24 protein-coding genes and 1 pseudogene are annotated in these 15,500 nt (G+C 30.3%); 2 read left to right on the plus strand and 23 right to left on the minus strand.

From position 1 onward, the window contains the following. Positions 1-5: 5 nt before the first annotated feature. The 23 genes and pseudogenes from LWW95_08430 to LWW95_08540 form a co-directional block, all read right to left on the minus strand. On the minus strand, positions 6-512 hold the full coding sequence (locus LWW95_08430) for a hypothetical protein (protein ID MDL1957052.1): 507 nt from the start codon (positions 510-512) through the stop codon (positions 6-8). Between the two features lie 20 nt (positions 513-532). After that, a complete protein-coding gene (locus LWW95_08435; protein MDL1957053.1) occupies positions 533-1,951 on the minus strand; it encodes a DUF2341 domain-containing protein in 1,419 nt (472 codons plus the stop codon). A gap of 8 nt (positions 1,952-1,959) precedes the next feature. After that, the gene (locus LWW95_08440) at positions 1,960-2,790 is read right to left on the minus strand and encodes a hypothetical protein (protein MDL1957054.1); all 831 of its coding nucleotides are present in this window, start codon (positions 2,788-2,790) and stop codon (positions 1,960-1,962) included. 9 nt (positions 2,791-2,799) lie between these two features. Beyond that, positions 2,800-3,276, minus strand: a complete 477-nt coding sequence (locus LWW95_08445; protein MDL1957055.1) for a hypothetical protein — start codon at positions 3,274-3,276, stop codon at positions 2,800-2,802. Between the two features lie 9 nt (positions 3,277-3,285). Further along, entirely contained in the window at positions 3,286-3,786 is a 501-nt protein-coding gene (locus LWW95_08450) for a hypothetical protein (GenBank protein MDL1957056.1), read from the minus strand. A 47-nt stretch (positions 3,787-3,833) separates the two neighbouring features. Further along, positions 3,834-4,364, minus strand: coding sequence for a transglycosylase SLT domain-containing protein (locus tag LWW95_08455; GenBank protein MDL1957057.1), 531 nt, complete (start codon positions 4,362-4,364; stop codon positions 3,834-3,836). A gap of 68 nt (positions 4,365-4,432) precedes the next feature. Beyond that, complete coding sequence (locus LWW95_08460) at positions 4,433-5,056, minus strand: hypothetical protein (GenBank protein MDL1957058.1); 624 nt, start codon at positions 5,054-5,056, stop codon at positions 4,433-4,435. A 23-nt stretch (positions 5,057-5,079) separates the two neighbouring features. Next, positions 5,080-5,592 carry a hypothetical protein gene (locus LWW95_08465; GenBank protein ID MDL1957059.1) on the minus strand — a complete coding sequence of 171 codons (513 nt, stop codon included), beginning with the start codon at positions 5,590-5,592 and terminating at the stop codon, positions 5,080-5,082. 385 nt (positions 5,593-5,977) lie between these two features. Next, positions 5,978-6,157 (minus strand): annotated as a pseudogene (locus tag LWW95_08470) (peptidoglycan-binding protein). Positions 6,158-6,238: 81 nt separating this feature from the next. After that, complete coding sequence (locus tag LWW95_08475; protein ID MDL1957060.1) at positions 6,239-6,715, minus strand: peptidoglycan-binding protein; 477 nt, start codon at positions 6,713-6,715, stop codon at positions 6,239-6,241. A gap of 10 nt (positions 6,716-6,725) precedes the next feature. After that, positions 6,726-7,349: a hypothetical protein gene (locus LWW95_08480; GenBank protein MDL1957061.1), complete on the minus strand. Its 624-nt coding sequence runs from the start codon at positions 7,347-7,349 to the stop codon at positions 6,726-6,728. A 9-nt stretch (positions 7,350-7,358) separates the two neighbouring features. Then, positions 7,359-7,868, minus strand: coding sequence for a transglutaminase-like domain-containing protein (locus tag LWW95_08485; protein MDL1957062.1), 510 nt, complete (start codon positions 7,866-7,868; stop codon positions 7,359-7,361). After that, a complete protein-coding gene (locus LWW95_08490) occupies positions 7,869-9,692 on the minus strand; it encodes a hypothetical protein (protein ID MDL1957063.1) in 1,824 nt (607 codons plus the stop codon). Positions 9,693-9,741: 49 nt separating this feature from the next. After that, a complete protein-coding gene (locus LWW95_08495; protein ID MDL1957064.1) occupies positions 9,742-10,401 on the minus strand; it encodes a hypothetical protein in 660 nt (219 codons plus the stop codon). Next, complete coding sequence (locus tag LWW95_08500) at positions 10,394-11,020, minus strand: hypothetical protein (protein ID MDL1957065.1); 627 nt, start codon at positions 11,018-11,020, stop codon at positions 10,394-10,396. Before LWW95_08500 ends, LWW95_08495 begins: the two co-directional genes overlap by 8 nt. Continuing rightward, the gene (locus tag LWW95_08505; GenBank protein ID MDL1957066.1) at positions 11,004-11,411 is read right to left on the minus strand and encodes a hypothetical protein; all 408 of its coding nucleotides are present in this window, start codon (positions 11,409-11,411) and stop codon (positions 11,004-11,006) included. Before LWW95_08505 ends, LWW95_08500 begins: the two co-directional genes overlap by 17 nt. After that, positions 11,401-11,802 carry a hypothetical protein gene (locus LWW95_08510; protein MDL1957067.1) on the minus strand — a complete coding sequence of 134 codons (402 nt, stop codon included), beginning with the start codon at positions 11,800-11,802 and terminating at the stop codon, positions 11,401-11,403. Before LWW95_08510 ends, LWW95_08505 begins: the two co-directional genes overlap by 11 nt. Continuing rightward, the gene (locus LWW95_08515; GenBank protein MDL1957068.1) at positions 11,792-12,103 is read right to left on the minus strand and encodes a hypothetical protein; all 312 of its coding nucleotides are present in this window, start codon (positions 12,101-12,103) and stop codon (positions 11,792-11,794) included. The genes LWW95_08510 and LWW95_08515 overlap by 11 nt, the downstream gene beginning before the upstream one ends. 73 nt (positions 12,104-12,176) lie before the next feature. Beyond that, positions 12,177-13,085: a hypothetical protein gene (locus tag LWW95_08520; protein MDL1957069.1), complete on the minus strand. Its 909-nt coding sequence runs from the start codon at positions 13,083-13,085 to the stop codon at positions 12,177-12,179. After that, positions 13,086-13,460, minus strand: coding sequence for a hypothetical protein (locus LWW95_08525; GenBank protein MDL1957070.1), 375 nt, complete (start codon positions 13,458-13,460; stop codon positions 13,086-13,088). 2 nt (positions 13,461-13,462) lie between these two features. Further along, the gene (locus LWW95_08530; protein ID MDL1957071.1) at positions 13,463-13,837 is read right to left on the minus strand and encodes a hypothetical protein; all 375 of its coding nucleotides are present in this window, start codon (positions 13,835-13,837) and stop codon (positions 13,463-13,465) included. Then, entirely contained in the window at positions 13,824-14,168 is a 345-nt protein-coding gene (locus LWW95_08535) for a hypothetical protein (protein ID MDL1957072.1), read from the minus strand. The genes LWW95_08530 and LWW95_08535 overlap by 14 nt, the downstream gene beginning before the upstream one ends. Continuing rightward, the gene (locus tag LWW95_08540) at positions 14,169-14,477 is read right to left on the minus strand and encodes a class I SAM-dependent methyltransferase (protein ID MDL1957073.1); all 309 of its coding nucleotides are present in this window, start codon (positions 14,475-14,477) and stop codon (positions 14,169-14,171) included. Positions 14,478-14,600: 123 nt separating this feature from the next. On the opposite strand from LWW95_08540, the gene tnpA reads away from it, so the two are divergent. Further along, entirely contained in the window at positions 14,601-15,014 is a 414-nt protein-coding gene (gene tnpA, locus LWW95_08545; protein MDL1957074.1) for an IS200/IS605 family transposase, read from the plus strand. Further along, on the plus strand, positions 15,011-15,500 hold a 490-nt coding region (locus LWW95_08550), incomplete at its 3' end, for a helix-turn-helix domain-containing protein (protein MDL1957075.1). The genes tnpA and LWW95_08550, both read left to right, overlap by 4 nt.

Raw genomic sequence — 15,500 nt, forward strand, 5'->3', positions numbered from 1 at the left:
ATCTCCTATTTACTGGAATAATAATATAAAATTCCATTTGTTGTTCCACTTGCATTTGGGCATATAAATTGAATACTATAAACATTTAATAAATCGTCAATTGTTTGTCCTTCATCAAGGTATATTATATCAACATCATCATATGTTTTACCATTAATTTTGTCTTTAACTGTTAACACTTTAATTTGCCAGTCAAGTTGTTTTGAATGTAAGCATATATATTCACTTCCTTTCAATATAACTTCCTGAGGAGTGCTGTCACTTGCTTCAATTTTTCCTGATTTATATGTTTCTGCCATAATTAACTCCTTATGTTTATATTTTTTTATCCTTTTTCTCAATCTTTTTGCAATAACAGGAATGTAACTTTCTTTAGCTTCATATTCAGCATTAAATATTAAACTTATATTTGCTATACATTCTCCAATATGTAAATCTGTATATATCTCGTAACATATATTTCCTAATACATGTATATTTAGTTGACAATCTGTTATTCGTATTTCGCTCATTTTTAACTGCCATATTTTTTCTAATAAAGGATAATTTTAATATTTTCTATATATAAGCTTTGACCATCCTTTACTGTTACATCATTTCCATTATCAAATTCAATATACATTACTATCGTGTCATCTGATGTATCATCGTCATATACTATCGCTCCAGGCGTTACTAAGTCTCCTCCAGATGCTTGCCAACCAATGTCATCCCAACTAACAACACATCTATCATTAACATCATCTTCTTGAACTTGAACATTTTGTAATGTCTTGCCACCTTGAGTATAACCATTACCTGTAGGTAACTCATAAGATGATACATCAGACCATGTTGCATGGTTATCTTTATCAAAGGTAAATCCACTTTGCATTAAGCAAATCTTGAATGTATGGACATCAAAGTCTATATCTCCTGACATTAATTTAAATTTAAAATGATTACTTGCAGTTATGGAACTTGCAGTTTTTGATTCTTCTTCACTTGCTGCTGAAGAAAAACTTGGCTCTGGATCAACACGTTTTCTTATTCTTACCCAGTCACATATAACTTTGCCATCAACTGTATCGCTTTTCCATGTGCGAGTATGAAACACTATTGGTAAATTTATTGTTGGTATATTAGATGTTATTTCACAATCAAGATTAAAATCTGCATAAAATTTTACTAATGATGAATCTTTCCACCAAATTCCATAAATATGATAATCTTCTGGATCTACTGATATATCACAATATGATTCATTCCCATTTGAAAAACAACGATACCTTTTAATAATATTAATTGCATTCCAAGCTGCTGTTTTTATTTGATTATTAAATTCAGTGCTATATTCATCAAATCCACTACCACCATATTGACCATCTTTTATCTTATAATTTGGAATTTTTAATTTTAACTCTAAAAATTTATTTAAGTAATTTAATTTTGAGTATACTTTATAAACGCTTTCAGTGCTTTGAGGAGTTTGTATTACTATCAATTCAGAATTACTTACCGAATGATAACCTCCTGAACCACTAAGCTGTATAGAATTCCACTTATTTGAATCAAGAGCTGTTCCTTCAAAATCATCAAAAAAGTCAAATGTATCATCTCCATTGCTTACATTACTAGCACTACTGTTCCCATAATAACAATATATATCAACATTACTATCCAAGTTGTCAGAAACTTTAACCCAAACATAAGCAACTCTATTTGGAGATGTGCCTTCTACAGCTTCTACCCATATTGGTAACTCTGTTATTCCATCACTTTTAGTAAATCTTAAATCTCCACTATCATTTTTGCCAGATGGGAAAATTGCAGAGTGTCCTTCAACGTGAAAATCATATCCTGAAGCTCCTGAACTTTCTCCAACTTTTAATAAAACCTGATAGCCACTGCCTGCTCCACTTTGCCCCTGTATTGTTATTTTCTTTCTATATTGCCAGCCAGTTAACCACATAATTTCTCCTATTGATAACTAAGATATTCAACTATATAACTCGTTGAAGCACCTGCTGTAGTAGATTTAACTGATACAGTAACTTTTTGTAAATTTTCAAGATTTATCTTCATTTTTTCTCCTGGTGCTAAAACTTTGCTATCTTCTTCATAATCAATTGTTCCAGAATATCTTACATATGATTTTATTTTAACATCCATATCATTTGTATCCCCATTGTTTTTAACAAAGATAGTTACTCCTTTTTTATTTCTTAAATCAATTGTTGCTACAACAGTTTCAGAATCAGTTGTAGTTCCACTACTACTACCTTCTGTTTTATCAGGCTTTTGCACAACTTCTAAATTACCACTTGTATTTACTAAAACACGCCTATAATTTGCTCCATCGTATCCATATAGTAATGTAACAGCACCTAAAAAATTGGCTGGTGATATGGTGGCTCCTGGAGTGCCAATTATCCTTGGACAAATAAATGAACTTCCATCATATCCATATATAATAGAGCAATTATGTAAACAATTTGATGGAGTAATGCTTTCACCTGGTGTTGCTTCTACATTTAGTCTTCTAAAATTTGTGCCATCAAATGCGTATAATAATGAAACAACATTTAAAGCATTTATTAAATTTGCTGTTGATAAACTATCATCTATAGATGGAGTTAAAGTGAGTTTTTTATATTCTGAACTGGCAACATCATAGGCATAAAGGTTAGCAGTTGTTCTAAGACCATTATCAATTACATAAACTGGATATATTGTGTCTTCAGTTTGATTCCAGCCCCATAGTGTTATCATTAATGCAGGACCAACATCACCTTTTAATTGCAAAGCCATAACTTACTCCTAACAAATATCAAATTCCATAATTCTTACTTCAATTTGTTCTGATAAAGCTTCTGCACAAATACCATAAAGAATCAAATTAGGCTCTAAACCAAAAGGAATAATATTTCCTGGACCAACAGGAAAAGCTTCTCCCACTTTTAAAGTAGGCTTAAAATCTACCCATAAAGTTTTGGCTTCAGCTATATCATTATTGTATACCCATAAAATCTTAAAAGTGCTTACAGGACCTGCTAAAACAGTGGGAGATGGTGTAACAGTTATTTTGTAAGTTCTTGGAGAAGCAATTACACCATTCATTGCTGCTATTTGAGCGCATGAAAGACATATATTAGCCAGAAGTTCAAGTTTTAAGATTTCTCCTTCAAGTAAAAGAATATCTACTCCACTTAATTCTTTTTGATATTTGCGTATATAATCTCTTACTCTTGTTATCCAGCTAATAATTAATGCTCTTTCTGGTCTAATTCCATTCATAATTTACCTCTATGCTGTTGCTGGTTCTTCATAACCAATAAGGACAAAATATACGTCTATGGCATTGCTACTATCCAGATTTTTAATTTCTACACTTATTGTTGTTCCTCCTAAAAACCTGTATGGATAAGGCATGTTATAAGGTCTCTTACCACTACCTGTGATACACTTTGCATGAACTGGATCTTTGGTTAAGTCTTGAGATGTAAATTCATCCCTGATAAGAACAGTAAAATTCATGTTTTCGGTAGTTGTTCCATGATTTACACCATAAGCATTTATCTGTAAAGCTACAAAATGAAATCCTGTAGATAAGGTGTATCTCTTTTTACTTGTGCCACTTGCTGCAATGTTACTGAAATCAAAAGGTATAGCAGTAAATCTTTTACCTGGAACAACACTTACTGCATACCCTGGTGGGCAAGCTTCATAACCTTTATATTCAGGATTACCAGCATATTCAATATTAGTAACTTTTTGTGGACTTCTAGCTATTTGCCTCTTTAACATTTTTCAACCCCCTCATTTATTTACTTTTAATTTAACATAAAATCACCTCAAAACGCAACTCTTTTATAGACATAATAAGCACCGATAACTTTATTAACATAAGCTTGATTTATAAAACAGCCTTCTTTTGTATATCTTGGTGAGCCTGCATTGTATGCAGCAATACCTTTATAAAAGCCATATTTTCTAATTCTATTTGCTAAATATTTTACACCATAATTAATGTTAATTTCTGGATCATAAAGACCTTGAGGTTTACCATAATAGCCCATTTCTCTGGCAGTTCTATATAAAATTTGCATTAATCCTCTGGAAGCATCTTCTATGTGTCGCTCGTATCTATATGCTTTAGGATTACCATTACTTTCTGTATGAATAATGGCTAAAATTAATGCAGGGTCTATGTTATATCTTCTACCATATTTAATAGCTAGATTTTTCCATCTTAATACTTTAGTAGATGGAGTTATTTTAGCAGGTCTTAAACAAAAAGGATGGGCTAAAGCTTTCCTGTGTAAAAAAACAAGACTTAATAATGCACTACTAGCACCTAAAATTAAAAGTGTTTTAGCAGACATTGGCTAGAAAACCCCACCATCTTTGAAATTAGCATTTAAAAGATGGTGGGGATTTTTGCTATTTTAAATTACCCACCTACAACTTCTCTGCTGAGCATTCCTTCTAAGCAGACCCACAACTTCCTTTCAGCTTGTAATGTCTTTCCAGTGGCAAATGAGAGCTTGAATGTGAAGGTTCTACCACCAACCAAGATGATAGGAATTGGTAATACCATAACAGAACCAGCACTTGGTAAACCATTGCTCCAGCTAGCTAAAGCAGGAGCGTCTGTGCTGTCAGCAGTTGCTAATGAAGCTACAGGTCCGCAACCTGCTCCAAAAAGAATTAATGGAGCACGCCATACTTCAATATCACCTTCTCTTAAGAAGCTTAAAACACCATAACTGAAAATGGTATCAATGTCTTTCATTAAGTTTACAGCATCAGTGCTAGCACCATAGGACATAAAGCGTGGAATAATACGAATCTTATTGCATACAAACTGCCAGCCTACCTGTAAGGTGCTGAATTGCTTTAAGTTGGTATCAATGATTGTCTTATTGTCACTTCCCTCAGGAGATTGGAATACGTATGTGTCGGCTAAACTTGTGCTTAAAGTAGCAGTATCATAAATCCAGTATGGGCGTGCATCTGTTAATTTTTTCTTAGTAATTACTTTTCCTGTAGGGCTCTTTACAGTTACAACAGCCATTTTATTGACCTCCTTATTAAATTTTAATATTCTTCAACTAAAATTTCTTCTTCTTGTCCTAATCCTTCACTTGCTTCCTCATATGGCTTTTCATATTCAGTCATTGTTAAAATGCCATATGGTGGTGTCTCCTCAACAGTAACCTCAGCTTCCTCTGGAGCTACCTCTTCCTCTTCTGCCTGACCATAGCCTCTTAACGCTGGCACAGTCACAACTTTACCTAACATGTGCTGAACGATTTTATAAGCACAAATTGAACCACCACCTAAACCAATTCCAACTCCCAAATCAGTTTGCCCACGTCTGTATAAGTAAGCTCCAAGAATTCCAGTTCCAGCTAACATTGCAACATTTCTCATAAGTGGAGATAATCTGTTAATAACTGGAATTTTAGGAATAATCATGTCTAATAATGTTACACCACCAGCACCTATAGCTCCACCTTTAAAAAAGTTCATTAACATTGTGCGATCAATTGCTGCTGCTTGTCCAAACATGTTTGACCCTCCTCCTTCATATACTAATACTTTTGCCATTTTTATACCTCCTATTTAATTTTACATAGTGCCATTTAATTTTGTCAATACTTTAAGTTCTTTTAGCAATAATATAAACCACTACAAAAATAACACCAGCCAATGTTAAAATTGGCATTACTTTTGCTAACATAGGTTTTTCTTCTACTACAACACCAGGACGACGAGGACGTCTACGAGGCGCAGTGGGCACAATAATCTCAACTTTACCATTTTTCATTGTAGGAGTTACCGCTTTTTTACTCATAAGTCTAATTTCTTCCACTTGCCTCCATATGCCCAGTCCAGTTTTAGCTGTTTCAGTAAGATGTTTTATGAAGTTTGATAACCCTTTGCCCAATGTTTTTTCTTTCTTTTCTTCTTCAACAGTATAAACTGCATCATCAAGAGCCGCCCAGGTTTTGGGACCAACTATGCCATCAACTTTAAGACCATAATCGCTTTGAAATTCTTTAACTGCCCTTTCTGTTTTAGGACCAAAATGACCAGTAATATCGGCAGGGGATAATAAACCTAAATTATAAGCTAAAATTTCTTGTAATTTTTTAACATCAGGACCGCTCATTCCTCTTTTTAAAGTTCTTCTCGCCATAAGTTGCCTCCAAAACCTTCCTATTTAAAGAATATCAAATTTAAGTGGAATCTGTCAACGTTTTAACAGTATTAAACCAGAAATTGCTAAACCAACTCCTAAAATAGCTAAAAGTTCAGCTATGGATGGTTGTGTAACAGCTTTAATTGCTTTTCTTTTTGTCTTCTTTCTTTCTAAAATTAAAGCTTGAGTTAAAGCTGCCCAAGTTATTGGTCCCACTATTCCATCAACTTTAATACCAGCATCTACTTGAAATTGCCTGACAGCCCTTTCAGTTTTTGGACCAAAAATACCGTCATCTTCTCCCTTACCTAAATAGCCAAGAATAATTAAAATCCTTTGTAAATTTGCAACCTCTGGTCCCCTATTAGTTCTTCTTAATAAAGGTCTTTTTATTTTTTTAATTAATTCTTTTTTAATTTCTTCTCTTTCTATCGCTTCTTCTTTCTTTACTTCTTCAGGTTTTTTCTCAGCCTTTTTCATTCCTAATTTTCTTTTGATCCAATCAATTATACCTTCATACTCATACATTTTTAGCCTCCTAAATTTCTTCACTTTTTCCTAAAAGTAATGCAGTTAAAGCAGCACCACCAATAATTAAAGGAGAGTATTTTTTTATAGTTTGTATTGTTTCTTCCTCTTCTCTTCTTCTTATTTTTCTAATTACATATCTCCTTCGTGCTTCAGCAAGTCTTTCTTCCTCTGTGGCATAAGGCTCTAAATATTCAGTATATTCTTCTGCTGCTCTGGCTGTGCCTGCTCTTTGTGTTGTTCTAACAGTATTATCTGCATATCTGTATACATATTCAACTGTTTGTTTAGGAGGTGGCTTTCTGGCTGCTTTAAGCGCTTTAATTTGAATAACAGCAGGTAATATAACACCAGCAGCCTGAAGAGTTGTTTGCATTGTTTTTGAACCTACAACTTTATCTATTGTGGAAGCTACGCCTTTAGTAATATTCCATGTTGTTTTACCAACTTTTTTAACAGCACCCCATATAGACCTAAAAATTCCACCTTTAGAAGTAGTTTTAACAGCAGCTTTAACTGGGCTAAATTTTTTAGGAGTTTCAGTTAAATAATGTATACCTTTTGTTAAATAAGGAATAGCACCATAATTACTGAAAGGTTCATATTCCTTTTTTAATTCTTCCAATTCAAGCATAACTTCCCTCTATTCAAATATTATTTTAAAATCTTTTTTTTCTACATACACAGGCTCCCAACCAACATAACTCTGAGCAAAAGTAGCATCGAGAGGATACCAGCTAGGTCTATCAGGTGGTATTCCAACCAGAGGGTATATATGATGAAAAGTCTTTTTTCCTTTTGCTCTTACTATTCTTATTAAAACGGGATAGCCAATAGATGTTAATAAAGCTCCTAATAAAATTGTAAAATCATCACAATCGGCACTTTTTAAACTTAATATTCTTCTAGCAGTATGATAACTGTCGGCAAAATATACATCTTTTACATATCTTATATTTTTCTTTACCCAATTAAAAATTTTTTCAACTTCACAATGATAATCTTTAGGTGGGCAGGAACGAACTATTTTAACAGCAAATTCTCTAATGTATGGATCTTTACCACCTTCTTCTATAAGGTCTGCAATAATTTGAACTCTTGCCCAATCTGCTGTTTCTCCCCATCCTACTTCATGTTCAGCTCTTAATCGCATTTATCCTAAAACTTTTTCTTTTAATTCTTTAAGTATAAACTCTGTTAAAGCATAAGCCTCTTGTTCATTAATTTCTAATACTTTCATTATTGATTTTCTCATATCATCTTTTAAATTGTCAAGGTTTTCAATGCCATGTTTAAAACTATTAAGTAAGTTTTCATTTTTTAATAATTCTTCTGATACCTCTTTGATTAAAATACCTCCTAGGTCTTCAAGAGTAATTCCTTTTTCAGTTATCACTCCTGAAAGCCCAGCAACTATATCAATAAGTGTTCTATCAAAATATTCTTTGAATAAACCATCTAACTTTTCTTTTTCAACTTCTGTTTCTTGAGGTTGAGGTTGTTGAATTTCAGGTTGAGGTAATTCACCATATTGCTGGACTTGTCTTAAATAAGAAGGAGGAATCATTCCAGTTTTTTCTATAATTTGTCTTTCAAGTTCTATTTGTTTTGTTTTTACCCATCCATCAACTATGTATTGAATAGATGGGCTTAAATGTTGAAAAGCTTTACTTAAAACATCAGTGGCTATTGTTATAATACTTGCTAAATTACTTTTACCACCAAATATTGCTTTTAATTTTTCAATTTTTTCAACATTTTCAAGAAGTTGGTCAATGGGGTCTTTTGTCTCTTCTTTTACTTCTACAGGTGGCTTTTCATTTGGTGGATTAAATATTTTTTGAAGTGTTTCAAATTTTTTGGCTTGTTCAACTAATTCATCTAAAGGATCAGTTTTTGGTTGAGATTTAATTTCATCAAGTTGTTTTGATAGTATTTCAACTTGTTTTTCTAAAGCATCTTTACCTGAAAATTTGTTGACTATATCTTCAAGTTTATCTGGATTAGAGAAAACATTCTCAATGAATTTTTCTACAATAGATTTTTCTTCTTTTTTAGCAGATGCTTCTTTTAAAGTTTCAATAAGTTTTTCAAATTTTTCTGTTTGTTTATGTCCTATGTCCATAATTTTTGTCATAACATCAACAGTTTCTTTAAAAACATTTTCTTTAGGTTCTTTTTTCTCGATTAATTTTTGAATTACTGGGGATAAAAGAGGAGTTAAAACTTTAACCCATTCAGCACTTCTATCAACATTGGTCATTTCTCTTTTTAAATTTTCAATTTGATTTTGAAGCATAAAAATTAAATGTTCGTTTCCTGGTTTTTCTGATAACTCTTCTATTTTCTTTTGCAGATGATTAATCTGCTCATCATAAATTTTCTTAATAACATCTGCTTTTTGTTCCTGTAATTGGAATAAATGTTGTTGGACATCATTCATTAGTTTTACGACATTAACACTTTGTTGGATTACTTCTTCTGTTGGAGGTTTTTCTTCTTTTTTCTCTTTTATTTCTTCTTTTGTCTTTTTTTCTTCTTCCTTTTTAGGTTCTCTACCTGTATCTATTTCTATTTTTTTCAATATAGACCCATCATCAGCAATTACCTCAGCTATATAAAGACCTCGCCCTTCTTTTGGAACAAGAAATTGTAAAACATATTCTTCAAGACTAGAATATTGGTCTATTTCAGACTTACTCAAAACAACAATTGGTGTGTGTTTGCCATATTCCTCATCTACTTTTTTGAATTTAATTTTAATACTATCACCTAATAGATGTTTAATTGATTCAAGTTCTTTTACCACCTTTCTTTTAGTAAATGCTTCAAGAGTTTTTGCAGCAGGAGAAGGAGCAGATAGAGGTGCTTGCTTTTCTTTTTTGGCTTTCTTTTCTTCAACACTTTCAAGAATTTTTTCAATTTCTCCTAATTCGTCTGTTGTTGGGTCTTCAAAGGGTGTTACTTTTTTTGCCATAATTGCCTCCTTTAGTTTTTTAATAGTTTGATATATTTTTCATTAAAAGTCAATCACCAAAATACCTCACAAATTTTTTCTTAATTAAAGAAATTAAAGCAATAAAATATGGCGCAAGTTCAATCATATAATCCAGCCCTTTATCAAGCTCAAAACATTTAGGCAATCGATTTATAAATCGTCCAATAACAGCTTCCACAGCTACTTTATCAAAAAAGTCATTAAGCCAAATTAAAACACCTTTTTTGTTACCATAAATAATTTCTTTTGCTATACCTGTAAATTTTCCAAATTTTCTTTTATAAGATTTTCTACCCCAGAAGTATATTAGTAAAGCTGGCTCAATTTTAAATCTCTTATTATCAATTTCAAAAACAGTGGCATATTTAAAAACTCCACAATATTTTGGTATAAACTTTACCCAGTATAATTTATCAAGGAACATACACATTGCATTTCTTGTTGTTGCAGTAAGATAACCACCATTATTCAGCGTCAAAATTCTCCTCTTATAATAGCTGTAGTTATTTTTATAAGGCTCAAAAATACATATATTAGTCCAGTAAAGTGTATAAATTAACGCACCATTTTCCTTTGATAATACATGGACAGGTAAATCAGGTTCAACGTATCTGTATTTAACTGATTTTCTTTTACCAGTTAAAAATTCTTTAATAAGTTCTCCAATACCTCCAAAATTTTCACTCATTTTTTCTTCCCCTTATTGCTAAAATTGCTATAAAATATACAGCAATTTTATTAACAAAAAAAGGAGGTGGAAAGAAAATTTGGTTTATAAAGCTGCCAATAAATGTTCTAATGGCAACTGTGTCAAAAAAGTCACCAACCCAAATTAAAATGGTATTTGATTGATTATAAACAATTTTATTAATTATATCTGTAAACTTTTCAATTCTTCCTTTTTTATGAGGCTTTAACCCCAAGAAAAAAATAGATGAATGTTTATTAAGCTTAAATTTTTTTTCATTTACATAAAAAAATCCTTCTGATACGAGATAATTTAAATCTGGTAAAAACCCCTCATTTTTTAACGCTGTTATAAAATAATTTATCAAAAGTTCTGTTTGTGGATCTGGATCTCTTTCTAATGTTAAATATCTCCTTTTATGAAATTCTAAAAAACTAATAATAGATTCAAGTTTGCATATATTTTTTGATAAATATATCAACGATATAGCTTCAGGCTCTCTTTTTATAGTGCAATATCGATGAGGTTTTTCAGTAGCAACAATATTGTGTAAAACATTTTTAATTGCATTATAAATTTTATTTAAATCTCTTTGAGAAAACTCAAGCCTTTTTGACATTCATGACTCCTTTAATTGCTGTTGTAAAAACTTGGCAAAATATTACTTGTTTTTCATGATATATTCCTGAAATTACATTGCATGTCAAAAAATTTTTTACTGTATCAAAGAAAAGCAAATAAGGCATAATTGAGAAAAAAAATAAATAACGAATAGGCATAACATCTAAAAGGGGCTCCATGTAAAATCTACTAATAAACTGTTCAATGAATTCTTTGTGTTTAGGATCTTCCCTTTCAAAAACTATTTGTTTTTCTTGTGTTAAACTTCGACGATAAGTCCGTGTGCTGTAAATACATGGTTCAATACCTGCAATGTCTCTTTTAAATATTGCAAAGACGACCCGTCCATCTTTAAATCGAAATTTTTTACTGATTTTTTTAATCGCCATTTATAACTCCTGCAATTGCTGTTGTAAAAATTTGGTGAAATATTACTTGTTTTTTGTGATATTTTCCTGAAATTAGATTATATATTAAAAGACTTTCTACTGCATCAAAGAAAAGTAAATAAGGCATAATTGAGAAAAAAAATAAATAATGAATGGGTATAACATCTAAAATGGGTTCTGTGTAAAATCTGCTAATAAATTTTTCAATAAATTCTTTGTGTTTAGGATGTTTCTCTTCAAAAACTATTAGTTTCCCTTGTGTTAAATTTTGATGATAAACTCGTGTGCTGTAAATAGATGGCTCAACACCTGCAATCTCTTTTTTAAACATTGCAAAGGCGATTTGTCCATTTTCAAATTGAAATTCTTCACTGATTTTTTCAATGCCCACCTTTAACTGCCCCTAATGCCGTTATAAAAGTTTCTAGAAATAGTATTTGTTTTTTAATTTTTTCATCTAAGAAAATAATATTATGTATATCAGATTGTGCTTTTTTAAAAAATAAAAGAAAAGGCATACTTGAATAAAAAAAAGGATAACCACGAGGTATTACTATCCAAACACCTTCCAAAGTAGGGTCCTTTAAAAATGTTTTAATAAGTCTTTTATGTTTTGGTTTTTTTGGATTTAAAAAAATTGCTTTTTCGTGTGTATAGGTTAAAGAGCCAGAAACATATGGGGTAATTGTCATGGTTTCAAAAAAAAGTAATGCGACCTCTATTATTTGAAACGAATACTTATAATTTTCACTAAATTTTCTCATATTAAAAATTAGTTGTTATACCAATTCCAAAATCTATATTACCATCAAATGCTGTTCCTATTTCAGACCATATCCATAAATCACTAAATAGTGGTAATTTATTACCCAGATTATATCCAATTGGTCCAAAAGTCAATCTGGTTTTTTTATCAGCAAAGCGTCCAATTCCTATTTTTAAAAAACCAAAATCTAAATCTTTTTTCGTTCTACCATAATTTAGAGCGAAAACACCAACTTCTATACCAAAATTATCTATCCAGCTAACTCCACCTGCCAATTTAGGGTTAAATAAGTAAAATTTTTTTTGTTTTCTTTTTAATACCTTCCATTTAACGTCTTTTACTTTTAAAGGGAATCGTTTATCTCTTGTTTCTTTATCCATTGGGTTGGTAAATTCAAGTTGCACATAATAATTGTAATCGCCTTTTTCTGTTTCTGTTTGAACAATAGTTGTGTAAAAATCTAAATCATATGTTCCAGTCTTCCATTTTTCTAAATGAGGATAAAACATTGCCCAAGCAGTTGGCACTTTACCTTTTTCTGTTTTTTGATAAATTTTTTTAAAATGATATTCTAATTGAGGATGTCTTTTTGAAACATAATGCTTATCACTTTCTTGCCATAACTCCACTGTTGCTTTTAAAGTAGCAGTGATCTCTCCTATAGCTCTTAATTGCTCTTTATTTTCTTTTATTTGTTTTTGTATAATTTCACTAACTTTACTTAACTCTTTCTCCAATTCCTTTTTAGAAACAAAAGAAGCAGTTACTTTAGCAATATTTTCACTAAGTTGTGTATAAATCATTTGAGTTTGCTTTTGTATTGAATAAAAACAATAGGCAAAATAAACAAATCCAAGTATTGTTAAAATTATAAAAGTTGTCATTGCAATTGTTTTAATTTTTTGCATTTATATCCCCCTTTTAAAAGTCATTAAAGCAATTATAAAAGGATAGGTAAAAAAAACTTTTCTTTTTAAAGTTTTACTACCCATCCAGAAAAACAATTTTTTTAAATCTGTTTCAATAATGGCATAAGTGCTTAACTCAACATAATCATCGGGTTGAGTTACTTTTTGAAGCATTGAAAAACGCACAGATGTGTTTAAAAGTGGCGTAAATTTTGTATAAAACCTCTCTCTATATATTTCTTGTTCTTTTTTTACTTTAGGATATGCATAAATTATAGTGGAAGCTCCTAAAGCTTTCCATATAATTGGTCTTATTTTACTGTATGTGAAAATTATTGAGCAATCTCGTCGTTTTAAATCACTAATTTTTCGCATTTTTATTTTTCTAACCCTTTTAAAGCAACCAAAAAACAAAACACAAAAAATATATTTCTATAAACACTAATCTCTTTCGCAATTGGGGGAGAAACACTTTCTAAAGGCACCACATTTATAATATTTGCAAATTTCACATCCTCTTTTATTAAACAATATTCACAATAGAGCGCAACATGATAAATATTAAAAAAAGGAGTAAATTTGTTATATAAGTTATTTCTAGCAATTATCTGCTCTTCTAATTGCCAATCTTTTGGGCAATCGTATTGAATAAAGCGACTATTTAAAATAGAAGTTTCTAATTTTTTTGTTTCAGCAGGAAGAAAAACCAAGCCATAATAATCTTTCAATTTCAATTGACTAATTTTCCGCATCTTTTAAAGCAATCATGCTAATAAAAAAACTTGATAGATTATAAATTGTTCTTTTAAAGCGAGGTTTAATAGGTCCAGTTTCAAAATAGATGTGAGTAGGTCTATAAAAACTCCAATAAACAAAAAGCAAATTAAGCAGTGCGCAGTAATATCTTTTATTAAGCCTACTAATATTTTCTCCTAAAAAATCAACTTCAATCAGCCTTCCAGTTATAATTTCGTTTTGTTTAACCTTTCTATTTGTTATGCCTCTAAGTATTCCAAATGCGCTTTGAAAAATTTTTATTTGCCATTTATCTTTTTTAATTAAAATGTCAGTAAACTTTTCCATCTAAAAAACAAAGTCAGTTTTTCTTAAATTATAAACTATTTTTTGTTTTTTTAAATAATTTTCAAATATAAGCTGATTATCCTTTTTATAAACAACCCACTTATGTGAAGGATTAAGCCAATTGGGCAATTGCCAAAGCTTTGGAGTAACAATTATTACAAATTTACTTATTTTGTGGGCTTCTTCTATTGCTTTTAATGGGTTGTTCAAATGCTCCAATACATGACTTAAGATTATTACAGAAAATTTTGAAGAAAATTTCTTTGATAAATTTTGAACATCACAATATTTTACAAGTTTTTTCAGCAAGAAAGCCCTACCCTTTAGGGTATGGGATGAATTGCTTTTTTTAATATAACATTTTTTAAAATTAATTTCAAGTATTGACAAAAAAATTATTTTTAATTATCCTTTATATTAAAGGCATTAATTATGGAAATAAAAAATAAAGAAAAAAAATATAAATCTACTAAACACATGGTTTATAGTTGTCAATATCATGTTATATTTTGTCCTAAATATAGAAGAGCAGTTCTTAAAGATGAAATTGCAAAAAGGTTAAAAGAGTTAATATTAGAAAAACAAAAAGAATATGGTTATGAAATTCTTGATATGGAAGTAATGCCAGACCATGTGCATTTATTATTAGATGTTAATCCTAAAATTGGAATATACCGTATTGTAAGTAAAATTAAAGGCTATACATCAAAAACTTTAAGAGAAGAATTTCCTAAACTTAAAAGTCGTCTTCCTTGTCTATGGAGTGGTTCAAGATTTATTTCAAGTGTTGGTGCTGTAACTCTTGAAGTTGTTAAAAAATATATTGAAGGTCAAAAAGGTAAATGAAAATTTTAAAAATTAAATTATATCCAAAAGCAAAACAGGAAGAATTATTAAGACAATTTTTGGGTAATACTCGTTTTGTGTGGAATAAACTTGTTGAAATGAAGGTTTATAGTTTTATTAAAGGCTGTAAAAAAATAACTGAACTTAAAGAAAAATATGAATTTCTGCAATTATCTCCATCTCATACACTTCAACAAATGGCAAGAAAATTAAATCAAGCATATAAAAATTATAAAAAAGGATATACTAATAAGCCATCTTTTAAAAGAAAGAAAAATTTTGATGGCATATTAATTTTTCCTGAACATTTTCAAATTTTAGATAAAAAAATAAAAATACCTAAGCTTGGTTGGATTAAATTTAAAGACAAAATATCTTCTAAAGAAAAATTTAAATATATACAACAACATACAAAACAAATATGGATAAAAGAAAATGCTCAAGGTTTTTTTGCTTATCTTGTTTTTGATGATAGCTCTTCTCAAT

The organism is Candidatus Desulfofervidus auxilii (assembly GCA_030262725.1).
In the GTDB taxonomy this organism is placed as follows: Bacteria; Desulfobacterota; Desulfofervidia; order Desulfofervidales; family Desulfofervidaceae; genus JAJSZS01.